The organism is Rhizobium sp. Root149, from assembly GCF_001427345.1.
GTDB lineage: Bacteria > Pseudomonadota > Alphaproteobacteria > Rhizobiales > Rhizobiaceae > Neorhizobium > Neorhizobium rhizoryzae.
Genome location: NZ_LMGD01000012.1, coordinates 271003 through 295584 on the forward strand (window position 1 = coordinate 271003; position 24582 = coordinate 295584).

The window sequence follows — 24582 nt, forward strand, 5'->3', positions numbered from 1 at the left end:
GCCTTGGCTGATGTTTCATCCATTCATAGCGGCGTCACGCGCAAACGACACTTGATTAAAAATCATGACATCATTCCAGTCGAAAGAGCTTGAATAGGCGCGGTCGGTCGAGAAAGCGTCGCAGACATCCAGTCGCTAAACTCCTGCATAGCCTCTTCGCGGCCGATTTCCTTCAGGGTCTCATGACGCATCAGTGGATAGATGCGCTTGTGGATATTCGTGAAGCCGGCCCTCGCGAGACGGTGGGAGAGCCAGTCGATGGCTTTTGCCTTTTCCGTTGCGGGATCCTGTCCGCCTCCGACCAAGTGGAAGGGCAGGGCTTTTGGCAGTCTGGATAGAAGGCTCGCCTCCGTCCCACGGAAGGTCAGTTCGAACACATCAAGCCACATGGATATGCTGACATCGAAACCGCAAAGCGGATCGGCTTCGTAGGCTTCTACTTCGGAACGATCCCGGCTCAGCCAGTCTGCCTGAGTTTTAGAATCGGGCATGGATTTGCCCCAGGTCTCGAAGGTGAGCTTGGGCAAGATCAGGCTGGGGACATCCGAGCCCTTCAGCGCGCGTTCGGTCTTGAGAACCACTTGCGCCAGCCTCCCCATTGCGCCAACGGCGAAGTTGGTATTCCAGATGGCAACCCCGGAATAGGTGCGAGGCTGGCTTACGGCCGTATTCAGGGCAATGAGCCCACCCATGGAGTGGCCGAAGAGAAAGATGGGTAGATCAGGATAGGCGGCTTTGGCGTGATCGGTAACGGCGGTCACATCGGCAATGACCTTCCCAACGCCATCCTCCTTCGCGAAACGGCCGACAGGAGCATCGGCGGCCTTGGTATGCCCATGCCCGCGATGATCATGCGCATAAACAGCAAAACCCTGTTGCGCCATGGCGCGCGCAAATTGCTCGTAGCGTCCTGAATGTTCGGCCAGTCCGTGGCAAATTTGAATCACGCCTTTGGGTTCGCCAACAGCCTGTTGATGCCGGAGCGCCAGATCTGCGCCGCTTCCGCTTTTCAGCCGCTCGATCGATTCGAACATGAACGTGCTATCTCCTCGCCGTCTTCCTGACTGTGAAGCCAGTTGTGACGGGAGTGCGTTCGGAAGGCAACGGGCATGTTTCGCATCAATCGTCCAAGCCTTTCGTGGAGAGCAGTTTGGGGCACCTGCGTCGCTGTGCCTTTGGCTGTTGCCCCTCAGGCCCATTTCGCTTACATAGCGGGCACTTTTCCCACACTGGCGCCGGAGCGATTGTCCCTATGGCACGTCAATTCATTTATCACATGGCTGGCCTCAACAAGGCCTACGGCAACAAGAAGATACTTGAGAACATTCATCTCTCTTTCTATCCGGACGCCAAGATTGGTATCCTCGGCCCCAACGGCGCGGGTAAGTCCACGGTTCTCAAGATCATGGCCGGACTCGACAAGGAGTGGACGGGCGAAGCTTGGCTTGCCGACGGCGCCACTCTTGGCTACCTGCCGCAGGAGCCGCAGCTCGACCCGACCAAGACCGTGTTCGAGAATGTGATGGAAGGCGTTGCCGACAAGACGGCGATCCTCAACCGCTATAACGAACTGATGATGAACTATTCCGACGAAACGGCGGAAGAGGGCGCGAAGCTTCAGGACATCATCGACAGCCAGAATCTCTGGGATCTCGAAAGCCAAGTGGAAATGGCCATGGACGCCCTGCGTTGCCCTCCGGGCGATGCATCGGTCGATAACCTCTCCGGTGGTGAAAAGCGCCGCGTTGCGCTCTGCCAGCTCCTGCTGCGCAAGCCAGACCTGCTGCTCCTTGACGAACCGACCAACCACCTGGACGCCGAGACGATCGCCTGGCTCGAAAAGCACCTGCGCGAGTATCCGGGCGCCATCCTGATGGTTACCCACGACCGCTACTTCCTCGATAATGTCACTGGCTGGATTCTCGAGCTCGACCGTGGTCGCGGCATCCCGTACGAAGGCAACTATTCCGCCTACCTCAATGCCAAGGCAAAGCGGCTTGCACAGGAAGAGCGCGAGGAAGGCAGCCGCCAGAAGGCCCTTTCCCGCGAACAGGAGTGGATTGCATCGTCTCCAAAGGCGCGTCAGGCAAAGTCCAAGGCCCGTATCCGTGCCTATGACGAACTGGTGGCAGCAGCGGAAAATCGTCGTCCCGGCGAAGCCCAGATCATCATTCCTGTTGGCGAGCGTCTTGGTCAGGTGGTTATCGAGGCGGAAAACATCTCGAAATCGTACGACGGTCGCGTTCTGTTCGAAAACCTGTCGTTCAAGCTGCCGCCGGGCGGCATCGTGGGTGTCATCGGTCCGAACGGTGCCGGTAAGTCGACGCTGTTCCGCATCATCACCGGTCAGGAAACACCGGATTCCGGCGATATCCGTATCGGCGAGACGGTGCATCTCGGCTATGTCGACCAGAGCCGCGACTCGCTTGATGGTTCCAAGAATGTCTGGGAAGAAATCTCGGGCGGCAACGACATCATCAAGCTCGGCAAATACGAGATGAACAGCCGAGCCTATTGCGGCGCCTTCAATTTCAAGGGCGGCGATCAGCAGCAGAAGGTCGGCAACCTTTCCGGTGGTCAGCGCAACCGCGTTCACCTCGCCAAGATGCTGAAGGCTGGTGGCAACGTTCTTCTGCTCGACGAACCGACCAACGACCTCGACACCGAAACGCTGGGTGCGCTGGAAGACGCGCTTGAAAACTTCGCGGGCTGCGCTGTCATCATCAGCCACGATCGCATGTTCCTCGACCGTCTTGCGACCCATATTCTCGCATTCGAGGGCGATAGCCATGTGGAATGGTTCGAAGGCAACTTCGAGGATTACGAGCAGGACAAGATCCGTCGCCTGGGTGCAGACTCGGTCAATCCGAAGCGCGTGACCTACAAGCGTCTGACGCGTTAGTCTTGACTTAGTCGAGCGAACTTAACGTCGCTCGATAATCATGGATGATAATTCTTTAAAGGCCGCTATTCATGATCGAATAGCGGCTTTTATTGTTTTTCGTGGATTAGTTTTTATATGTCTATTTATTATAATATACAGTAATGCTGAATTTGTTATTTTTTGCTTTAAATAATTATCAATCTTAGAATTGTATATCCCTAAATTACACGTATTCAGCTTTCCGTTCTGGAAGCAGGAACACTTAGATGGGGGATGTACTGTTGCTGTCATTAAGGAAGCTTCCATTTCGAAAGGCGCTCGTTACATTGGCGCTGGTACCGCTTGCTGCTGTCGTGGGATTGGGCATGATGGTTGGCTTCAAGAGCTATCAAGAGTATGAGCGTCTTCAGCGAGCCCGGATCATGGCTGAGCTCGCCTATGCAGGCGGCGAGTTGATGCTGACGGTTCCCTTGGAGAGCATGCTCCCGCCATCAGAACGCCCGAAAACCCGGACCGTATCGGATGCCACATACAACAACATGATCGAGCAACTCGATCGTTTGAAGGCCTTGGGCTACAATGATGAGCTGACGCTGAGGCTGCGGTCAAATCTTGAGACAGCCTATTCAAGAATGTCGGAATATCGCCAGAAGCAGGATGCGGGTGATACAGACCCGCTTATGCCGCTGCGATATGCAAAGCCGGTTGTACAGGCTGGAATGGCCATGGCATCTCGTGCCGGTGGTCTCACCGACGACGTAGCACTTGCGCGTGATATTCGCGGCTATCATGCCTGGATGAAGGTCAACGAAGGTCAGCTTCTGTCTGGACGTATGGGGCAAATCTACATTCAGAAGCGCAGTTTCAGTAAGGTTGAACAGGCTCTTTTCGATGAGGGTTCCAATCAGATCCGCAACTTCGACCCTGACTTCCGCGCTTTCGTGTCCAAGCCTATCCAGGAGCGTGTCGATGCCTTCTTCGCATCGCCCGATGGCAAGGTTTTAACAGACATATATGCGGCCATGGCAAGCCTGGAAGACTATAAGGGCAAGCCCGAGGTTTATGATGCTTTTACCGAAGCTACCGGCAAGCGAACTCAAGTCATCGCCGGCTTTCTTCGTGAAAACGGTCAGAACCTCATCAAGGGTGCCGATGCGCGGTTGAATGCCGCCTGGTTCTCGATGGTTGCCATCATCTCGGGCGTTGCAGCGTTCGTCGTTCTGGTCATTGCTCTTGGCGTTCTGATTACCCGCAGTCTGTCGTCTTCGATCCTCGGGATCAGTAAGTCGATGACGGTACTGGCCGAAGGTAACACCGCAGCAGCCATTCCCTACACGGACCGTCGCGACGAAATCGGCACCATGGCGCATTCGGTCGAAGTGTTCCGCCAGGCGGCTCTGCGCAATGCCGAGCTGGAAGCGGAAGCCGACGGAAACCGTGCTCGCATGGAAGCCGAACGGGCGACATTGCAGGCGGAGGCCGAACGGGAGGCAGACGAGCGGCTTCGCCAGGCGACTGGCGCACTGGCCGCGAGCCTTCGCCGACTGGCCGGTGGCGATATGCTGTGCGATATTCATCAGCCTCTTGCGTCACAGTTTGAAAGCCTGCGTGCCGACTTCAACTCCTCCGTGGCTCAGTTGCGTGAAACGCTCAAGGCAGTCGGTTCGACCGTCACTGTCGTTGCAGGAGGGTCTCGCGAGATTTCGGACGCCTCCGACAATCTGGCGCGTCGTACGGAGCAGCAGGCCGCTTCGCTTGAGGAGACGGCAGCGGCCCTTGAACAAATCACGGCAAACGTCACCTCGACATCGCACCGCACCATTGAGGCGCGCGAGGTTGTCCGCCACGCCCGAAATCAGGCGGAGAAGTCAGGAAGCGTGGTGCGCAATGCCGTGACAGCGATGGAGCGTATCGAGCAGGCCTCGCGTCAAATCAACCAGATCATCAGCGTTATTGACGAGATCGCATTCCAGACCAACCTGCTTGCCCTGAATGCAGGCGTCGAAGCGGCGCGAGCCGGTGAGGCCGGGAAGGGCTTTGCGGTTGTTGCACAGGAAGTTCGAGAGCTGGCCCAGCGTTCCGCGAATGCGGCAAAGGAAATCAAGGGACTCATCGCCAACTCTACCGCTGCTGTCTCCGAGGGTGTGAAACTTGTCAGCGATACAGGCCAGGGCCTGACAGCGATTGAGGAGTTGGTGCTGACGATCAACACCCACATGGACGCGATTGCGACCGCTGCGCATGAACAGTCAAGCGGTCTGGCTGAGGTCAACACCGCGGTCAACCATATGGATCAGGCAACGCAGCAAAACGCAGCGATGGTGGAGGAAATGAACGCCGCTGGCGCAGGCCTTGCGGGTGAAAGCCATAAATTGCATGAGTTGATCGCGCGCTTCCAGCTGGTTCAGGCGGGTCCGGGTACGTCATCAGGTTCTGCCTTGCGTCAGGTCGCGAAGACCATGCGGCAGCCTTCGGCATCGGCAATCCGAAGTGGCGCCGCCGTTTCGGCAATGGGATCGCCAGCAACCGCCTCACAGCATTGGGAAGAATTCTGATCTTTGACGGAAGCAGCGAACATGGGCGGATGGAAGGGTCCGCCCATGCCCGTTTGGAAAATTAGGCTTGTCATCCTCTGCAATGTCACATAAAGATATCTTTATATCTTGATTGTGGTGGATGCGTAATGACCTTGGGTCTCGAAAAGCTGGTGGACGTGCTGAAGACGACGGGTGAAACCACCCGCTTTCGTCTGCTCGTCCTGCTGTCGGCAGGGGATCTGACGGTCAGCGATATGACCGATATTCTCGGGCAGTCGCAACCACGCATTTCGCGCCATCTGAAGCTGCTGTCGGAAGAGGGGCTTATCGAGCGCTACCAGGAAGGCGCATGGGCGTTTTTCCGGTTGAGCCACGAAGGGGAGGCGGCAGCTGTGGTTCGTCAACTGCTGGGGGCCGTCGATCTGTCGGATCCGGTTCTGGTGCGCGATGGCGAGCGGCTTTCGGACGTAAAGCGGGAGAGAGCCGCGAGAGCACAGGCCTATTTCAGCCGTAACGCTGCCGAATGGGATGAGTTGCGTCGCCTGCACGTGAGTGACGAGCAGGTGGAAAAAGCGCTGGCGCACTTGATTGGTGACGCGCAGATCGATTCTCTGCTCGATCTCGGCACAGGCACCGGCTGGGTACTCCAGCAGCTTCATGCACATTATCGGCGTGCCGTCGGAATTGATGCCAGCCGCGACATGCTGGCTGTTGCCCGCGCCAATCTCGATCGGGCGGGTATTCTGAAGGCCTCGGTTCGGCACGGCGATATTTTCAACCTGCCAGCGGAAGCGGGCGACTTCGACCTCGTTACCGTCCATCAGGTTCTGCACTTCCTGGATCAACCCGAAAAGGCCGTGACGGAGGCAGCACGCGTGCTGCGGAGTGACGGTCGTCTGCTGATCGTGGATCTGGCACCGCATACGCTGGATTATCTGCGCGAAGATCATGCCCACGTTCGGCTCGGTTTCTCGCACCAGACGGTTCAGGAATGGCTGGAAAAAGCGGGTCTCGTCGTCGAAGACATTCTGGACCTCAAGCCTGTTGCGACCAAAGGCACGCCTGCACTGACAGTGACGATCTGGCTCGCGCGTGCCCGGAGCGGCGCAGAACCAGCCGCTTCTTCCAACACCTATGACATACTGAAATCGGAAGCCGCCCAATGACACATCCGGTCCGCCCCGCGCATGACTTTCGCCTGTCTTACGAATTCTTTCCGCCGAAATCGCCGGAAATGGAGGAGCAGCTTTGGCAGACTGTGGATCAACTGGCGCTCTTCGAGCCGGAGTTTGTATCCGTGACCTATGGGGCAGGCGGAACTACCAAAAGGCCCACCTTCGCCACGGTCGAACGCCTCATCTCGAAAACGAACCTGCCGACAGCCTCACATCTGACCTGTGTCGATGCAGATCGTGATGAGACGCATGACGTCATCAATGAGCTTCGGGCGATGGGCGTGAAGCATATCGTTGCCTTGCGCGGCGATCCGTCCAGCGGCGTGGGCACCGCCTATGTGCCGCATCCGCATGGTTATGAGAATGCGGCAGCGCTTGTCGCGGCCCTGAAGGCGGAAGGTGGTTTCGAAATCTCCGTCTCTGCCTATCCGGAAAAGCACCCGGAAAGCCGGGACGTGAACGCCGATATCGAGATGCTGAAGCGGAAGGCGGACGCAGGTGCAGATCGCGCGCTGACGCAGTTCTTCTTCGATAATGACGTTTTCGAGCGCTACATGGAGCAGGTACGCAAGGCAGGGATTTTGATCCCGGTCGTACCCGGTATCATGCCGATCCAGAACCTGACGCAGCTCAAGCGCTTTGCTAGCCGCTGTGGTGCCGGTATTCCGGCCTTCCTCGATGCTCGGTTCGAGGGTCTGGACGACAAGCCGGAAGAGCGCGCCAAGGTGGCCGCAGAGGTGGCTGCTGAACAGATCCAGGATCTGATGCGACGTGGTCTGGACGAGTTTCACCTCTATACGATGAACCGCGCACCGCTGGTTTCCGCAGTCCTGACCAATCTTGGACGATTGCCAAAGGAAAAGGCCCAGACCGGGGCGGCGGCCTGAGCCTTGTTATAGGTGAGGCGCGGCTACTGCCGGGCCTTCACTTTCCATGAATGCGCTGCTTTGCACGCAGGAACCAATGTCGATCAGTTACCAGTTTCAGGTCGTCATGGGCCTTTGGGCCCGCTTCGATATCCAATAAGGCAGAACCGCAACAGCCTGCCGACAGTTCACATGAATAGCATCGACGCCACAAATACGAACGCTGCACCGACGAGAAGGGCATTGAAGGAATAGGTGCGTCCCATGTCTGCCTCCTTGGTTTAACGAGTCAAAGATGAGGCATTTGCGTTGAGTTTCAAAGTAAATAATGTGCTGCAATGCGGCGTGAACGACAGGTTAAGGCCCTGATTAAACGTATCAGCAGTTTGATTTTGCTCTATAAAATTCGTTAGCGATTTTGGTGTGCAAAGCGTTAATGCTCGCGTCGACACTGTTAAAAATCGTCATATTTTGTGACTTTTATTGCGCTGCAAGAGCAGAAGTTCAATGAAAATCAGGGCCGCTGACGACAGAACATTCAGCGGCCCGACTGATTTCAAAGTGCGTCAAGCAGGGACTGAGTCGGCCAGCCATCAGCGGGTAAGCCCAGACGTTGTTGCTCCTTTTGAACGGCGACGCGCGTGCCGGATCCGAGAATGCCGTCGATCTTGCCGACGTCATGACCACGGGCCTGAAGCTTGGTCTGCAGTGCCTTCATCGTCGCATCATCCATGCCGGGTTCCGGGTTGCCCTTGACATAGGTCGGGGCGCCCGAGAGGCGCGTGGCGAAATAGGCAGCCGACGTCGTGTAGATGAACGACTGGTTCCATTTCAGGTAGATGCCGAAATTGGGATAGGCAAGGAAAGCCGGTCCTTTGCGCCCCTGCGGCAGGACAAGCGCCGTCGGCAGATTGCTGAACTTCGTATCCCCATCACGCGGCTTGACGCCAAGCGCGAACCATTCTGAGGCCGGGATTTCATTTCCGAGGCCGGACTTTTCCCAAGGCAGATTTTCGGGCAGTTCAACTTCCTGCAGCCAGGGTTCGCCAGCCTTGAAGCCCATGCCCTTGATGAAGGCAGCAGCAGTCAGCACGGCATCGGCGGAACTGGTCTTGACGTTGATATGACCATCGCCGTCTCCATCGACTCCATAATGGATGATGTCGTCCGGCAGCATCTGCACCTGACCGATCTCACCTGCCCAGGCGCCGGTGTTGGTCGTCGGGTCAAGATCGCCGTGCTGCACCATCTCGATGAGGGCGATCAACTGCTTGCGGAAGATCTCGGGACGACGGCAGTCGTGAGAGAGGGTGACGAGAGCATTGCGCGTGTTGAAGTCGCCCTGAACGGCGCCAAAGTCTGTTTCCATGGCCCAGAATGCAGTGACAACACCCGGCGCTACGCCGAATTCCTTCTCGACCCGATCAAAGACCGGTGCCATCTGCTTGAGTTTCTGACGCCCGATATCGAGGCGTGCCTGGCTGACGGTGCGCTGCGAGAATTCCAGGAAGGTCTGACGGAAGACGCCTTGGGCACGATCGCGCGCAAGAACCTTCGGGTCGATCTGTGCGCCGGCGAGAGCCTTGTCGGCGGCTTCTGCCGGCACGCCCTTGGCGATCGCCTCAGCCTTAACGTCCTTCAGGAAGGCAGCCAGATCGCCGCCGCAGGCAACCGCAGGCTTTGCCTCCTGCGCCAGCGCAGTGGTGCCCATGAGAGCGGTGAGTGAAGCAGCGAATGCAGCACGGCGAAACAGGGGAAAAGACATTGGGAAACCTCGTACGGACAGTCCCCGCCATGTCGGTAATATTTGTGACCAAACAAGGGCAGAGCGCAATTTGACCGCGTTACAACAGGTCACCGGTTGCAGTTCAAGCCCTTATTTCGAAACGGATGCCACCCAGGCATGCCAGTTCTTCTCGGAGCCCGAAAAGACATTTATATCCGTCTTGCCCGGAACCCCCGGTACGACACCTGTCGAGGTGTATTGCCAGAAGGACCAACGCCGTGAGTCGTAGATCTTCTGCGGATGGGCGGCAACGGAGCGGACCCAGAAATGATAATTCTGGAAATGCCCGACCAGATTGTCGCGGTGGAAATCGACGGATGTGTAGATAATGGGCTTCTTGCCGTAATGCGCTTCCAGCCGATCCATGAAACGCTGCATGACCTTGCGAACAGTCTCCGGATCGGGGCGCGTCCTGCAGGTTGGCGAGGCAGGGTTCCACTCCACGTCGATGACGGGTGGCAGAAGCGAAGCGCGCTTCGGCACATTCTGGATGAACCAGTCCGCCTGCTCATCCGGCGTGGAGCAGAAGTAGTAGAAGTGATAGGGCGCGTGCGGTATGCCGGCCGTGGACGCGCCCTTCCAGCTTGCCTCGAAGGCCGGATCGATCATGTCCTTGCCTTCGGTTGCCTTGATAAACGCGAAGGATACGCCCGACCGTTTCGCAGTCTGCCAATCGACATTGCCATTCCACTTGGAGACGTCGATGCCATGGACCTGATGGCGGTCCGGATGGTTGCTGCCGAAATCCTGCGGGTCCAGATCCTGAAACTTCGGCTTGCGGATCGCCGTCGTCTCCATCAGATCGAAGCTGGCGGATGTGCAGCCGGAAAGAAGAAGAGCTGTGGTCGCAAGGGCAAGCAAAATGCGAGACATGGGGCTCCGTCTGGTTCGCGCTCAGGATTTCGTCCGGCTTGCCGCGCAAGACAGAACAGTCATTCCTAATTAACCATAACGTCGTAAATTTTTCATGAGCGCAAGAGGGCGCTCAAGCGGGTTTATCGCAAACGCGGCGCCGAACGATGATGTGCCAGGCATAGCCCCGATACAAGCCTTCCACCATCATGTCCGCGCCGAAGCGGGCTAGTCTTTCCTCGACCGCCTCAGCCAGATTGACACGGGGCGTGACATGGAAACGTTTCAGCCATGCCTGAAGCGCCTTGCGGAACCAGGCCGGAAGATGCTCCTGCTGGCCGAAATCGATGATGTGAAGCGATCCGCCTGGCTTGAGCGCTGCGAGAGACGCTTCAATCGAGGTCTCCCATTCGGGAATCATCGAAAACGCATAGGAGATCAGGATGCGATCAAAGCCTGCATCTTCGCCGAATTCTGCTGCGGAAAATCGGGCCGCGTCTGCGATCCGCAGGTGTGGTTTGTTTTCCAGATGTATGAAAGCCTTCGTGGTCGAGGCCAGCATCTCCGCCGATATATCGAGGCCGAAGAGGCGGGCTTGCGGATAATGTCTGTCCGCGAGAACGAGATTGCGGCCTGTTCCGCAACCGACCTCCAAGAGGCTGCCGTTTGAGGGGATCTGGAGCTGCTCGATCGCCCTGTCGCGGCCGAGCAGATAGTGTTTGCGTGTCAGGTCATAGATGTGCCGCTGATAGCGATACATGCGATCCATGCGTTGCGCATGATCGCCCAGCGGCTGCGAGAGGTTTTCCAGAGGTGTCACGCGGACCTCACATAGATATGGAAGCCGCCATAGATCGCGGAACGATCCTGAAGGTTCAGCGCGTGAGACCTCTCTTCCAGATAGGTCCACTGTGCGCGTAACGCCGGAGAAAGGCGGCCTTCAATGATGCTCCTTTCTGCCGCTGTTCGAAAAATCACGCGTGCGCCGCCGGTTGCCGTGCGCGAGATCTCCGTCCACAGATCGTTCAACTGTTGATCAGTCATCCAGTCCTGTGCATCCAGAAGGACATAGCGGTCCACCGAGTCTGCAGGCTTCGACGCCAGAAGCTCCGTGAAGGTGGCGTGGTGCACCTGCACACGGTCCACATTCTCGCGGATCGCGGCATGGGTCTCGACCTTCAGATAGGTTGGCAATGATCCTTCATCGCCAGTCGGATAGCGCCGCATGAAGGCCTGCCAGGCGAAATAGTTGTCTTTCAGCGGGAAATGACAGGCGAGTTTTTCCAGCCGCTGGCGCAGCACCGGCGCAATGGAACCATCCGTCGCAATGCTTGCCAGTTCATCATATTGCTGCGGCGGAATGCCAAGGCCGAAGAGTGAACTCTTGCGGCTGGTGAGCCACTTGATCAGCGGCTTGTCAAAGAGCGGCGCGATCCGGGTATCAAAGACATTACGCTGCTCGCGCAGCGATTTGGCGTTTGCCAGTTCCGTCAACTGCACGCCGTGTAGCCGTGCAAGCAGATGGCCAACAGCGATAAAGCGACCGAGAAGCCCTGTCCGGTAGATGTTGCGCTCGAACACTTCGATGCGACGCTGGCCGTTCCAACGGCGTTTTTGCCAGTAGGTGCGGCTGGTCGCGTCAAGGTTCTGTGCGATAACCCTGTCGAAGGCTTCGACATTGCCCGAGACATTTTCCATGGCAAGGAAGCGAACGACGTCTGAGTGGCCGGGGAGAGAGCGGAAGGCCGCAAGCTTCAGCCGGTTCAATGCGATATGGTGTGGGTTGAGATCGACGACATCGATCGAGCTCGGGTGGCGTGACAGGTAGGCAAGCATGTTGCAGCCGCCGGAGCCGATGCAGACGATGGAGTGGCCCGGCGACAATTCCATACCGGCCATATCCACATCCGGGTCTTCCCAGATCTGCGGGTAGACGAGCCCGGAGAAAAGCAGGCCAAAGAGGCGTTCCGACAATCCGTTTCGGGAAAGCGCCTTGTGTTGAAGCAATGCGTTTTTCAGCTTCCCGTTTTTCAGGAAACCGGCATCCGGTACCAGTTCTGCCATTTGCGAATCCCGCCTCATGTGGAATTCACATGGCTGTAGACGGGGGCTGCTACAGTTTCATGACGATGCTAAAAGGCCATCAAAAGACGATTGGGAGTTTGTTGTGATATTCTTGAAGCGAATACTGAAGTGGACCTGTTTGGCTATCGTCTTGCTGCTGGTGGGCGGGTATGCGTGGCTTTACGCCCGTCCGCCGGAACTTCTGCGCGTCGGTGCCGGATACGCAGCCAAGATCATCTGCTCGAACGTCTTCATCGCCAACCGTGATGCGGATCTGGTGCTTGCCGATGATGTTCAAGCGCCCGGCCACCCGCTTCTCAAACTGATGAGCGCGACTGTCGACCGGGAACGTCAGACAGTCACGACTTCGCTGACAGGTGGCATTGCCAGGACTACTGCGGAATATCATGCCGGCCTCGGTTGCCGCGTTCTCCCTGCGGGCGCGAAGGTCGTTCCGCTGCCGGTGATTGCGGAAGCGCCAAAGCCCGCGCCGGACTCGTCTCTCCTGTGGCCGCAAGGTGGCGCGGTGCAACTTGACCCCGCAGTGCAGGATGTTCTTGCTCGCGAAGATCTCGCTGGTCCGGGCGCGCGGGCGATCGTCGTGATCCGGGACGGCCGTCTTGTCGGGGAGCGCTATGCGAAGGGGTTCAGCCCCCAGACCCCGCTTCTCGGATGGTCCATGACCAAGACCGTGAATGCAGCACTTGTGGGCATCGCCATGGGGCAGGGCGCCATGAAGCTCGATGATGCCGCTCTCTTTGCGCAGTGGAAGAACGATACCCGCGCAAGTATCCGTGTTGCCGATCTTCTTTCCATGGAAGATGGCCTGGCCTTCAACGAGAATTACGGCAATGTTTCCGACGTGACGCGGATGCTCTATCTGGAGTCGGACATGGTGTCGTTCATGACGCAACGTCCCGCAGCAGCGCCACCGGGTACAGTGTTCACGTATTCCACCGGCTCTCCGGTGCTGTTGTCGCGGCTTTGGATGGACCATATGGGCGATACGGCCAAGGCACTTCGCTTTCCCCAGAAGGCGCTGTTCGACCCGATTGGCATGAGCAGTGCGGTTATGGAGGTGGATGCCGCAGGAACCTTCGTTGGCGGATCCTATCTCTATGCCACGGCGCGTGACTGGGCGCGGTTTGGTCTGCTGCTGGCGCAGGATGGAGTCTGGAACGGTAGCCGGATCCTGCCGGAAGGTTTCACCGCGCTGATGGCAAAGCCAAACAACGCTTCGGATGGGCGGTATTCACAGGCACAGACTTGGCTTCCGAAAGCGCCGGATGGAACCTCTATCCCTGCAGGCTGGTTCCGTCTCCAGGGACATGACGGACAGACGATTACCGTCATTCCCGCCACGCGCACCGTGATCCTGCGCATGGGGCTGACCCCCAGAAAGCTCGACTATAGCCCCAACGCGCTGGTGGCAGCCGTTCTGGCTCTGCGTTGAAGTCCATAAAAGCAATTCGGCAACCGTTCGATTGAGCGGTTGCCGGTAGAAGCCGTAGACTGCGATCTGTCTCGAGGATTACTGGATAACGTCCAGCATGTCCTTGCGCTTGGCATCGTAGTAATAGCCGCGCGCATACATCTTGATCGCGTCGTCGGAGTCGTTTTCAGACACCAGCCAGGCACCGCGAAGATATTTGATGGCGTATTTCAGGTTGGTTTCCGCATCGAGCAAACCATCCGGCGTCCCGGCATAGCCCATGGACTTCGCGGTGGAATACTTGATCTGCATCAGGCCCCAATAGCCGCGCTTGTTGTAGGCGCGCGGGTCATACTTGCTTTCACGGTGAACAACGCGGTGAACAAGCGATTCCGGCACGCCGTACAGACCGGCATAACGACGGATGAGAGCATTGAGCGTTGGCGTGCTTGCTTCTGCCGTCGGCGGGATCGGCGCACCGGGCGCTGGCGGGAAGAAGTCACCTGCCATCCCGGAGCCCGGACGAACCGGGCCGGCGAATGCCACCATGTTAGACGGTGTCGACGTCGTCAGTCGCGGACGCGGCGTTGGGATTGCCGTGTAGGCCGCGGTCATTTCGGGCGGAAGTGCTGCAGGAACGACCTGGGCCGTTTGTGCGGAGGCTGTGAGAGCTGCGGGCGACGAGACGGGTGCAGATGCACTTCGCTCAGCCGTCGCCATATTGATGGCCTGGAGGCCACCATTCTTGTCGATCGACGTTGGCGCAACCGCGAGAGCCTGCGGATGTGCTGCAGCAGGGAAGGGCTGCTGCTTTTCAGCAAGCGATGCGATGACGGAGTCGTTTTGAGCCTTGATGGCGGATGCACCGGTTGGCAGAGCGATCTGGTGAACACGGCCACCCTTTTCCGCAACCTGCGTGGTCATGCCAACTGGAACGGCGACCGGTCCCTGCTGCTGCATCGCTGCCATCTGATCGGTGCCGACGCGGCCGCCCTTTTGCGCGGCGCCTGCATTGGTTGTCATGGCGGTAACGGAAGCTTGTGCGCCTGAAGGAGCGGCCTGACCATTTGCCGGGGATGCTGAGACTTGAGCGACTTGCGGCTGGGCCGCAGCAACGTCTGTCTTGGCCGGTGCATTGGATGCTGTCTGCACACTGGAGCAACCAGAAACTGCTCCGCAAACCGCTGCCGCAACAACCGCTTTCTTACCGATCAATCGGGTTATCGCCATCGTCTCACTTTCATGAAGATGATTGTTTCCAGCCCGCCGGTCTTTGACCGCCACGCAATCCATTAACGCATGTTCACAATTGCGGCAAGCTCCAAGCGCTCAAGCGGCAATCTTGCGATAGCCGGCAGTCACTGCGCGGCTTGCAATAAATCGCGTGCGAGGCTTGTGCGAGGCTTGATAAACCTTGCGAAATGCCCGCAGCTTGCGTGCTGATCGCTCTGCCAGAGCGAGCTGGATGAGGGGCGCAACAAGGGCCGCAACCGCAAGCGGAAGGGCAATTTCCTGGCTCAAAATTGCTGAATTGGTTAAAGAATCACTGAGTTGAAGCAGGACGGCCCAGAGGGCGATGATCAGGGATGGGCGAAATGCCTGCCAGCCAAGCCGGAAAGACGCCGAAGCCGTGTTCTGGTTCGGGAGGTTATCGTTGTCGGCAATCCTGACGCGGAACCGATTGATCTGTGACCTGAAGACAAAGAGCATCAGGAAGGCAATGCCGATCCAGGCAAATGAGCCCTGCATTGCAGGCAGATAAATGCGGCACATGTTGAAAGCAGCGATTGCCACCGCAGCCGCCAGCAGATAGCCGATCCAGAGGCCCGGTAAAAACAGGATTGCGCGCAGTTTCCCGCGCGCAATGCATTGATCTCTCAGAAGGTTAGCCGCGACGGATGGTAGCAGAAAAGCGAGCAGGGCCAATGCTGCTGTCATCAGCGTCGTCTCTAAACTCATCTCAAGTCCTCCCCGACCTCATGACTTCCCATGCCTGAGATCATCGCTGCTGAACCATAGTCCTGATCAGGCTGACCGGTAGGGCTGTCCAATGAAGTCCATGACGTCCTTGAACCAACCGGCAGACAGATCGAATTGCTTGCCACCCTTGATACGCGGGAATTCGATTGTGCGCAATTTCCCATTCTGATCTTCATCGTGACCGGTCACGCCGGACACGCCGTTCAACGCACTTTCCACGCCAAGATCGACCATGCTCTGGATCAATCGCAGGTCTTCGTAGTTGGCCGGTGCCGAGCGCGCATAGTAACCCGATTTCTGAACCATCGAACGTTCCGCACCCAGAAGGGTTGCGAAATGCTTCTGGAACCAGTTTCCGACATTGATGGTATCGATCTTGACGTGCCCGAAGGCGTCGCGCTTGACGGTTTCGCCCGCCGCTTCTCTTTCGGCAACGATGGTGTCGAGGCCAGCGCCTTCCGAAACGAAGAGCGTCACAAAGCCGCAGCGGTCCATGATGGCGCGAAGGCGGGCCGCCTCCGCATCCAGATCGAAGGCCATCTCAGGCAGGTAGAGCCCGTCGATGTTCTTCATCTGGGTGTTCATCATGAAACCTTCGACATATTCATTGTTCTTCGTGTCCTGGATATAGGCACGGGCGGTGGCCGCGGTCAGCCAGCCACAGTGACGGCCCATGACCTCGTGAATCACCAGCGTGCGCGGCGCAGCACTTTGTTCATTGCTGACATGGTCGAAGAAGTGTGCGCCAACTTCGGCCGCAGTCCAGGCTCCCAGCGACTGCTTGATGGGAACGACATCGTTATCAACCGTCTTCGGCAGGCCGACCACAGTCAGGTTGTAGCCGTGTGCGCCGAGATAGGCGGCAAGGTCGGCGGCGGTGGTGTTGGTGTCGTCGCCACCGATCGTATGCAGGATCGTCACCCCATCGGCGGCGAGCCTGTCAGCTGCAACCTTCAGCGGGTTCTCGCCTTCCTTGACAAGGCCCCGCTTCACGCAGTCCGCAGCATTGGTCAGCTTGACGCGGCTGTTGCCAATGGGGGAACCGCCGTAGCGGTGAAGCAGATGCGCCTTTTCACGCATGTCCTGGTTGATTTCGATTCGATCGCCAAGCAGCAATCCCTGATAGCCCGAGCGGTAGGCAATCAACTCGATCTCTGGCGCGATATCGGAATAGCGCTCAATGAGACCGCCGACTGCCGATGAAAGGCACGGTGCCAGTCCGCCTGCTGTCAGCATTGCTACTTTCTGTTTGGCCATCGATCCTCCTTCGCGCCTCAAGCGCCTGTCTCAAATCTGGCGAATGGATGCGACACGAGACTGCGGCTGTAAAGTGAATTTCTCAAGAAAATCCGTGATTTCGCGGCGTAAACATGATGCCGACACAATTCAATCGGTTCAATGGGCGCCGGAGATGTCAACGCTTATCGGATGCGGTCTTCGTCTGTGGACAAGTCCTTGCGGAGATTGCTGGTGAGATGGGTCCTTGTTTCCGGGAAGATCCATCCGCGTCGGGCCGACGTAGGATGGATAAAGTTTAATGCCATTGCCTTCGTCTTCGCTTGCCATCGCGGGTTAAATTTGGTCTGGTGAGTCATGATTTTCGATTTCGCATGCCTTCAACTGACCTCTTTGTGGGACCGACTGCTGCACGCAGTTGGTGACGCCGCCACGAATACGCTTTCGCGCATGGTGGAGGCCGTCCGAACCTTGTTCGAAGGTGATCCGGAAACACGCAGGCGCGTGTCATTCTCCATCGCAATCATCGCGCTCTCTGCCAAGATGGCCAAGGCTGATGGTGCGGTTGTTGCCTCGGAAGTCGAGGCCTTCAAGCAGATTTTCGACTTTCCAGAAGAAGAGGCAAAGAACGTTGCCCGGCTTTACAATCTGGCGCGCCAGGACGTCGCCGGCTACGAAGCCTATGCCGAGAAGCTCGCAAATCTCTGCGGTTCCGGTGATTGCAACTGCCCCATGCTGGAGAACGTCATCGATGGCCTTTTCCATATCGCCAAGGCGGATGGGATGGTGCATGAGGCCGAACTGGCATTTCTCGCGCGCATAGCGGAAATCTTCCAGATCGACGAAGATCACTTCCGGCGCATCATGGCGCGGCATATCACCATGGATGGCGGCAACCCGTATCTTATCCTTGGCGTGTCGCCGGATCAGGATTTTTCCGAAATTCGCAAGCAGTATCGCAGGCTCGTTGCCGAGCATCACCCGGACAAGTTGATTGCACGCGGCGTACCCGCAGAATTGCATGCGGCGGCGAATGAGCGCATGGCGGCATTGAACGCGGCCTATGCGGCGATTGCGAAAGAACGCAAGGCAGCATGAAACTCGAGGCAGATTTCGTCGGCGCGCGCGTGGAGCCGTCGCCGAACCATGGCGAACGCAAAGGCTGCGATGCGCCAGACATGATTATCCTTCATTACACCGGTATGCCTGACCATGGTCAGGCGCTGTCCTGGCTGAAGAATATCCAGAGCGAGGTTTCCAGCCATTATTTCGTCTGGCCGGATGGTCGCATCGTGCAACTGGTGCCGGAAAGTCGTCGTGCCTGGCATGCGGGTAAAAGTGTCTGGGCTGGCGAAACGGATATCAATTCGCGGTCCATCGGCATCGAGATCGCAAATGCGGGCCATCCTGGCGGTTTGCCGGATTATTCCAGCGAGCAGATCGAGGCCGTCATTCGCCTCTGCCGGGACTGTATCGCCCGGTGGCGCATCCGACCGGAGCGGGTGCTGGCCCATTCGGATGTTGCGCCGCGCCGAAAGGTCGATCCGGGCGAGCGGTTTCCGTGGCGGGAATTGCACCGGCAGGGCGTCGGCCATTGGGTCGAGCCTTCTCCCATTCGCAGCGGCCGTTTCTTCCAGAAGGGTGAAAGCGGGCAGCCGATCGAGGCGTTGCAGGGCATGCTGGCACTCTATGGATACGGCATCGAAATCACGGGCGAATTCTGCGAGAAAACAGAAGGCGTCGTTGAGGCATTCCAACGGCATTTCCGGCCTGCCTGCGTGGACGGCATTGCCGATATGTCGACTATTGAAACTTTGCATCGGTTGCTGACCGAGCTGCCGCGTTTTCAAGGGACGGATGAAATCTAAGTTTCATCCGCGATTTCATGCATACTCCATTCAAGTACATTGTTGTGGGTCGAGGAATGATGGGTTCCGCAGCGGCCCGCCATCTTTCACAAACAACCGATGGCGTCGCACTGATCGGCCCGGACGAGCCGAAGGACGCCGGAAACCATAACGGTGTCTTCGGCAGCCATTACGACGAGGCGCGCATAACGCGAACCATTGATCCAGACCCGGTCTGGGCTCGTCTCGCGAACCGCTCGATTGCCCGCTACGCGCAAATTGAGCAGGAGAGCGGTATCCGGTTCTATCACGAAGCCGGTTGCCTGATGGTCGGTCCCGAGCGGGCCAGCGGTCACAGCTACATTGAGGGAATTCTCAGCGCTGCCGAGCAACTAGGGGTTCAGCCCGAACTTCTGGATGATCCGGGACTTATCTCTCGCTTCGGCTATTTCGGCTTCGAGTCGGGTAGCGAAGGTGTCTTTGAAGCGCGCAGTGCCGGTTACGTCAATCCGCGCGCACTGGTATCGGCGCAATCCGAGATCTGCCGGAAACAGGGGGCGACCCTGATTGCCGAGACGGTCGGTTCCATCCGACGTGATGGCAATCTGATCTCGGTGCAAACTCGCGAGGGTTCGGTGTACCGGGCAGAGCGGGTGCTGCTTGCCGCTGGCGGATTTTCCATTGTCGAGAGTCTGTTGCCACAACCGGTTCAGATGTCGGTTTATGGTCGAACGGTCACTTTTTTCGAAATACCCGAAAGCGAATTACCTGCCTTTGCCGGTATGCCTTCGCTGATCTACGAGCCACGCGACACGGCTGACCACATCTATCTGCTGCCGCCTGTGCGATATCCGGACGGCAAGATCTACCTCAAGATCGGTGGCGATCCTGATGATCTGAAGCTGGGATCGCTTCAGGAGTTGCAGCAGTGGTTCAGGAGCGGCGGGCGTGAGGTTGCGCGGGATCACCATGCCCGGATCATACGGTCGCTGGTGCCGCAGATCGACGTTGATCGCATCTCCACGGGCGCCTGCGTGGTGGCGAAGACGGCGACCGCCTATCCCTTCATCGACTTTACGGAAGATCCCGCAATCGCAGTTGTCACGGGCGGGTGTGGTTCGGCCGCCAAAAGTTCCGATGAGATTGGACGGCTGGGGGCGCAATTGATCAAGAACGGCTCGCTGGAAGGCGAGGGCTACCCCGTTTCGTTTGCGGCGCATTTCGCGTGATTTGCAGTAGCCCTGCGACTGGAAACCGTTTAAGCAGGCGCTGCCAGTTGGCCGGGCAGCCGCGCTTTACCAATGCCGAAAGGCGGTAGGGTGAGGAAAGTCCGGGCTCCACGGAAATACGGTGCCGGATAACGTCCGGCGGGGGCGACCCCAGGGATAGTGCCACAGAAAGCAAACCGCCCCGCTTTCTCTTGTGCTCAAGCGAGCATCAGAGGCGGCGGGGTAAGGGTGAAAGGGTGGGGTAAGAGCCCACCGCGGGACTGGCAACAGGACCGGCAAGGTAAACCCCACCGGGAGCAAGACCGAATAGGGATGACGCGGGTGCCGCTTGCGGTGCTACAGCCTGTTTCCGGGCCAGTCATCCGGGTGGGTTGCGTGAGGCAGCGTGCAAACGCTGTCCCAGATGAATGGCTGCCACGTTCCGGGAAACCGGGGCCATACAGAACCCGGCTTACAGGCCAACTGGCGATTTCTTCTTTGGTGGAATGCTACCTCTGGGTGGTTTCGGATTCGCGGGATCCCGGCTGCCCCGTTAACGATAGATGGTTCTCCGCCACTTCCCTTTCTGGTTGTTGGCAGTCAGATCCAAGAGTCTTGGCAGGGCCTGCAAAAACCAATGATTTCAGTTGTTTGTCAGCTCACGGGAGTGTGATTTTCCGTGTTCTGTCACGGACTCGGAAAGTGCCCTCGCTAACCCTTTGTTAAACTTAACGGGTTATAAATTATTAATGCCGCGATCCCTCGGTGGGGTCGCTTCCCATTGACGCCCATATGGTCCCATGGTATCCCAAATCCACACTGCGAAGGGGCGCTTTACCCCCGCTCAATCGGACAGGCTCGGATCGCTTCCCACGGGAAGAAACGGGCGGAACACGTTCCGTCTGAACGGCCGGGTTGTGTGCCTTTGTGGGTTTGACGCGGGTGGTCATGGCCGCCCGCATCTCTTGGAGGCGGATGTTTGGCGTTATGAACCGCTTCTTGTCCAATGCGACGAACCGGATCGACTCGAAGGGGCGTGTTTCCGTCCCTGCGATGTTTCGTGCCGTTTTGACGCAGCGGAACGTCCAGGAGCTTTATTGTCTCCAGGACCTGGTTTTTCCGGCGATCAGCGTCGGCGGTCCGGACCTGCTCGAGCGGTACGAGCGGCAGATCGCCCAGGCGGATCCATTCTCGCCGGAGGCCAACATGATGTCGCTGCTGGTGCACGGCGGCGGCGTCTACATGCGGCTCGATGCGGAGGGCCGGTTGGCGGTCACGGATTTCATTCGCGACTTCACCGGAATCACGACGGAAGTCACCTTCGTGGGTCGCTCGGATCATTTTCAGCTATGGCAGCCCCAGGCGTTTCACGAGGCGCAGGTGGTGGCCAGAGAGGGTCGCGCTCGTCTTCCGGTGCGGCCTGCCTAGAACAGGGGATTGGAATGGCGGCGAATCTTGGCGAGGGTAACTCCGAGGCCGATGGCGGACTGGTACGTCACATTCCGGTTATGCTGAACGAGGTGCTGGAGACCTTGGCTCCGGCTCCGGGCAAGGTGATCCTTGACGGTACGTTCGGCGCGGGTGGCTATACCCGCGCCATTCTCTCCACCGGCGCCAATGTCATTGCGCTCGATCGCGACCCCAATGCGATCGCAAGCGGTCAGCCAATGGTTGCTGAATTTGGCGGTCGCCTGAAACTCATTTCCTCGCGCTTTTCAGAACTCGCATCCCACGCTCCTGATGGTGGTCTGGACGGTATCGTTCTCGATATCGGCGTGTCTTCGATGCAGATTGATGAGGCGGATCGCGGCTTTTCGTTTCAGCGCAACGGCCCTCTGGACATGCGCATGTCTGCTTCCGGCGTTTCAGCCGCTGATGTCGTAAACCGCGCCAAGGCTGGCGACATGGCGCGCATTTTTGGATTTCTGGGTGAGGAAAAGCAGGCGGGGCGCATCGCGCGCGCCATCGAAAAGCGCCGTGCGAGCGAACCTTTTGCCACGACGCGCGATCTTGCCAACCTCATCGAGAGCGTCAACCCACGCAAGGCCAAGGACAAGATCCATCCTGCAACGCGGGTATTTCAGGCGCTGCGCATCTTCGTGAACGATGAACTGGGTGAGCTTGCGCAGGCATTGTTTGCGGCGGAGCAGGCTTTAAAGCCGGGCGGCCGACTGGTGGTTGTCAGTTTCCATTCGCTGGAAGACCGTCTGGTGAAACGCTTTCTGACGGATCGGTCCGGCAAGGCGAGCGGGTCACGCCATCTGCCGATGGTTGAGGACAAGCCATCGATTTTCGAGCCGGTTGGCAAAGGAATGCTGTCTGCGACCGAGGCGGAAGCATCCGTCAACCCTCGCGCAAGGTCCGCCAAGCTACGTGCAGCCTTCAGAACTGCAAGTCCGGCTCGCGCCGTGGATTTCTCGATTTTCGATCTGCCTGAACTGACCAGCCTGGAAAAGATGGGAGCCTGAATATGCTGAGGAGCTTCGATCTCGTGCTGATCGGCGTCATGACGGCTACCGCCGTCGTGACCTACAGCATCAAGCACAGGGCAGATCTCAAACTGGAAGAAGTGCGTCGGCTGGAGACGGAAATCCGGCTGGAACACGATACAATTGATCTGCTGAAAGCTGACTGGGCCTTGCTGACGCAGCCGAACCGGCTTCATCGCCTGATCGGTCAGTATCAGGCGGAATTGGAACTGGAGCCGACGCAGCCGACCCAGCTTGCGATGCCTAAGGAACTGCCGATGCCAAAATCGCAGTTGCCGCAGCCTGAGACGACGATCGAAGAACTGATCGCGCAGGTGGACCCTGAAGTTGCTGCCGCCTTGAAGGGTGTTGATGCAGCCAAGGCCAAGCCGCCGAAATCGAAGATCCCCGTGCCGCTTGCGCGTGGCAAGACTCCAAGCGTTGATTCTATTGCAACCGGATCGGTGAACCACTGATGGCTTTCCTTTCGCGCGTAATGGTTCTGAAGAGCCGGGCTCATTTTTCCGCAGGCGCCAAGAGACCCGCCTTTGGCGGCGCCAGTTTCGAGGGCAGCCGCAAGCGAAAATCCGCGCAGGCCCGCAATCGCGTCGGCATCATCATCGCCTGCTTCCTCGGCTTCTACTGTGTGATTGGCGGACGGCTGGTCTTTTATGCCATGAAGGAGCCGGAAGCGACGTCGAGCATCATGCCTGCCGACCGGCTGATGGCATCGCGCCCGGACATTCTGGACCGGAACGGTGAAGTGCTGGCCACCGACATTCGCACGGTTTCGCTGTTTGCGGAGCCGCACAAGATCGTTGATCCGGATGAAGTCATCGAGAAACTGCGCACGGTTCTGCCGGACATCGATGCCAAGCAGATCTACCACAAGCTCTCGTCCAAATCCCGCTTCCAGTGGCTTCGTCGCCAGCTTACACCCAAGCAGCAGAGCGAAATTCTGGCACTGGGTATTCCCGGCATCGGTTTCCGGCCCGAGAAGCGCCGGTTCTATCCGGGAGGCGCCACGGCTGCCCACATCGTGGGTTACGTCAACATCGACAACCGCGGCGTTGCAGGCATGGAACGATATATCGACAGTCAGGGCCTTGCCGATCTCGCAGCCGTGGGCATGACGAGCGACCAGCCGCTGGAACCCGTCAAGCTTTCGATCGATGTTCGCGTTCAGGCAATCCTGCGGGAAGTGCTGATGTCGGCCATCCAGAAGTTCCGCGCCAAGGGGGCGGGCGGCGTTGTGCTGGATGCCAATACGGGTGAGATTCTCGCCATGGCGTCCGCACCGGATTTCGATCCGAACGATCCGGCAGCAGGTGGTGAGGAAGGCTGGCTGAACCGCATGTCGAACGGCACGTTCGAGATGGGCTCCACGTTCAAATCCTTCTCGCTGGCCATGGCCCTCGATTCAGGCAAGTTCTCGATGAACGACAGTTTCGATGCGCGTTATCCAATCCGCATCGGTGGCTTCACGATCAAGGATTTCCACGGCAAGGGACGTTTTCTCACCATGCCGGAAGTGTTCCAGTATTCGTCCAACATCGGTACCGCGAAAATGGCGGATGCCGTCGGCATTGAGGGACACAAGGAATTCCTAACACGGCTGGGCCTCTTGTCGCGCATGCAAACGGAGCTTCCTGAAGTTGCGACGCCGTCGCAGCCGAAAGCATGGAAGAAGATCAACTCGATCACGATTTCCTTCGGTCACGGTGTGTCGACGACGCCACTTCAGACCGCGGTTGCCGGAGCCGTGCTGGTAAACGGCGGTCGCCTCATCCAGCCGACATTCCTGCCGCGCTCTGTGGAGCAGGCGAACGAAGTGGCTTCGACTGTTATCAAGAAGACAACAAGCGATAACATGCGCTGGCTGTTCGGCTGGAATGGAACGCAGGGTTCTGGCAAGAACGCCCTGGTGGAAGGCTTTGATGTGGGTGGCAAGACGGGGACGGCCGACAAGGTTATCAACGGGCGCTATAACCACGATCACAACTTCAACGCCTTCCTAGCCGCGTTCCCCATCTACAAGCCGCAATATGTGGTTTTGACCTTCATCGACGATCCGCGCAGCGAGACAGACCGAGCCGTTCTGGCCGGTAACAGTGCCGCGCCCATGGTCAAGGAGATCATCAGCCGCTCCGCCGCTGTTCTCGGTGTAAAACCAAGATTTGGAGAAAACGGTTCCGCCATGCTTGTGTCCTATTAGGCCATAATGAATGGGCCCGTCGATTCGCGGCT

General features: G+C 58.1%; 20 protein-coding genes and 1 other RNA gene. 13 read left to right on the forward strand and 8 right to left on the reverse strand.

Annotated elements, in window-relative coordinates; all coding sequences use genetic code 11:
- Positions 1-62: 62 nt before the first annotated feature.
- Entirely contained in the window at positions 63-1034 is a 972-nt protein-coding gene (locus ASD54_RS08260) for an alpha/beta hydrolase (RefSeq protein ID WP_062554121.1), read from the reverse strand.
- Between the two features lie 218 nt (positions 1035-1252).
- Here ASD54_RS08260 and ettA point away from each other — a divergent pair, with 218 nt between their 5' ends.
- The 4 genes from ettA to metF all read left to right on the forward strand — a co-directional run bounded on the left by ettA (position 1253) and on the right by metF (position 7483).
- Entirely contained in the window at positions 1253-2902 is a 1650-nt protein-coding gene (ettA, locus tag ASD54_RS08265; RefSeq protein ID WP_062554122.1) for an energy-dependent translational throttle protein EttA, read from the forward strand.
- Positions 2903-3150: 248 nt separating this feature from the next.
- Positions 3151-5439, forward strand: coding sequence for a methyl-accepting chemotaxis protein (locus ASD54_RS08270; RefSeq protein WP_082547142.1), 2289 nt, complete (start codon positions 3151-3153; stop codon positions 5437-5439).
- A gap of 128 nt (positions 5440-5567) precedes the next feature.
- On the forward strand, positions 5568-6587 hold the full coding sequence (locus ASD54_RS08275) for a metalloregulator ArsR/SmtB family transcription factor (protein ID WP_082547143.1): 1020 nt from the start codon (positions 5568-5570) through the stop codon (positions 6585-6587).
- Positions 6584-7483 (forward strand): methylenetetrahydrofolate reductase [NAD(P)H], encoded by a 900-nt coding sequence (gene metF / locus ASD54_RS08280; RefSeq protein ID WP_062554123.1) that lies wholly within the window; start codon positions 6584-6586, stop codon positions 7481-7483. The genes ASD54_RS08275 and metF overlap by 4 nt, the downstream gene beginning before the upstream one ends.
- 535 nt (positions 7484-8018) lie before the next feature.
- Here metF and ASD54_RS08285 read toward each other — a convergent pair.
- From ASD54_RS08285 to ASD54_RS08300, 4 genes are all read right to left on the reverse strand, one after another.
- Positions 8019-9173 carry a lytic murein transglycosylase gene (locus ASD54_RS08285; RefSeq protein ID WP_244484732.1) on the reverse strand — a complete coding sequence of 385 codons (1155 nt, stop codon included), beginning with the start codon at positions 9171-9173 and terminating at the stop codon, positions 8019-8021.
- A gap of 165 nt (positions 9174-9338) precedes the next feature.
- A complete protein-coding gene (locus tag ASD54_RS08290) occupies positions 9339-10121 on the reverse strand; it encodes a GH25 family lysozyme (protein WP_062554125.1) in 783 nt (260 codons plus the stop codon).
- Between the two features lie 112 nt (positions 10122-10233).
- Positions 10234-10869, reverse strand: a complete 636-nt coding sequence (locus ASD54_RS08295) for a class I SAM-dependent methyltransferase (protein WP_062554753.1) — start codon at positions 10867-10869, stop codon at positions 10234-10236.
- A gap of 47 nt (positions 10870-10916) precedes the next feature.
- The gene (locus ASD54_RS08300) at positions 10917-12164 is read right to left on the reverse strand and encodes a DUF3419 family protein (RefSeq protein WP_062554126.1); all 1248 of its coding nucleotides are present in this window, start codon (positions 12162-12164) and stop codon (positions 10917-10919) included.
- A gap of 139 nt (positions 12165-12303) precedes the next feature.
- Between ASD54_RS08300 and ASD54_RS08305 the strand changes: the two genes are divergently transcribed.
- Positions 12304-13617: a serine hydrolase gene (locus ASD54_RS08305; protein ID WP_244484711.1), complete on the forward strand. Its 1314-nt coding sequence runs from the start codon at positions 12304-12306 to the stop codon at positions 13615-13617.
- A gap of 78 nt (positions 13618-13695) precedes the next feature.
- On the opposite strand, the gene ASD54_RS08310 is transcribed toward ASD54_RS08305, so the two are convergent.
- The 3 genes from ASD54_RS08310 to ASD54_RS08320 all read right to left on the reverse strand — a co-directional run bounded on the left by ASD54_RS08310 (position 13696) and on the right by ASD54_RS08320 (position 16833).
- Positions 13696-14748, reverse strand: a complete 1053-nt coding sequence (locus ASD54_RS08310) for a lytic transglycosylase domain-containing protein (protein WP_244484712.1) — start codon at positions 14746-14748, stop codon at positions 13696-13698.
- A gap of 177 nt (positions 14749-14925) precedes the next feature.
- Positions 14926-15555, reverse strand: coding sequence for a hypothetical protein (locus ASD54_RS08315; RefSeq protein WP_062554128.1), 630 nt, complete (start codon positions 15553-15555; stop codon positions 14926-14928).
- 66 nt (positions 15556-15621) lie between these two features.
- A complete protein-coding gene (locus ASD54_RS08320) occupies positions 15622-16833 on the reverse strand; it encodes a pyrophosphate--fructose-6-phosphate 1-phosphotransferase (RefSeq protein WP_062554129.1) in 1212 nt (403 codons plus the stop codon).
- Between the two features lie 336 nt (positions 16834-17169).
- On the opposite strand from ASD54_RS08320, the gene ASD54_RS08325 reads away from it, so the two are divergent.
- From ASD54_RS08325 to ASD54_RS08360, 8 genes are all read left to right on the forward strand, one after another.
- On the forward strand, positions 17170-17910 hold the full coding sequence (locus ASD54_RS08325; protein ID WP_062554130.1) for a DnaJ family molecular chaperone: 741 nt from the start codon (positions 17170-17172) through the stop codon (positions 17908-17910).
- Positions 17907-18680, forward strand: a complete 774-nt coding sequence (locus ASD54_RS08330) for an N-acetylmuramoyl-L-alanine amidase (RefSeq protein ID WP_062554131.1) — start codon at positions 17907-17909, stop codon at positions 18678-18680. Before ASD54_RS08325 ends, ASD54_RS08330 begins: the two co-directional genes overlap by 4 nt.
- 17 nt (positions 18681-18697) lie before the next feature.
- Positions 18698-19888, forward strand: a complete 1191-nt coding sequence (locus ASD54_RS08335) for an FAD-dependent oxidoreductase (protein WP_062554132.1) — start codon at positions 18698-18700, stop codon at positions 19886-19888.
- A gap of 43 nt (positions 19889-19931) precedes the next feature.
- An RNA gene (gene rnpB / locus ASD54_RS08340) (RNase P RNA component class A) lies at positions 19932-20358 on the forward strand.
- Positions 20359-20854: 496 nt separating this feature from the next.
- Positions 20855-21295 carry a division/cell wall cluster transcriptional repressor MraZ gene (gene mraZ, locus ASD54_RS08345; RefSeq protein ID WP_062554755.1) on the forward strand — a complete coding sequence of 147 codons (441 nt, stop codon included), beginning with the start codon at positions 20855-20857 and terminating at the stop codon, positions 21293-21295.
- A 14-nt stretch (positions 21296-21309) separates the two neighbouring features.
- Entirely contained in the window at positions 21310-22335 is a 1026-nt protein-coding gene (rsmH, locus tag ASD54_RS08350) for a 16S rRNA (cytosine(1402)-N(4))-methyltransferase RsmH (protein ID WP_062554133.1), read from the forward strand.
- A gap of 2 nt (positions 22336-22337) precedes the next feature.
- Complete coding sequence (locus ASD54_RS08355) at positions 22338-22811, forward strand: hypothetical protein (RefSeq protein WP_062554134.1); 474 nt, start codon at positions 22338-22340, stop codon at positions 22809-22811.
- On the forward strand, positions 22811-24550 hold the full coding sequence (locus ASD54_RS08360; RefSeq protein WP_062554135.1) for a penicillin-binding protein 2: 1740 nt from the start codon (positions 22811-22813) through the stop codon (positions 24548-24550). The genes ASD54_RS08355 and ASD54_RS08360 overlap by 1 nt, the downstream gene beginning before the upstream one ends.
- Positions 24551-24582: the final 32 nt, after the last annotated feature.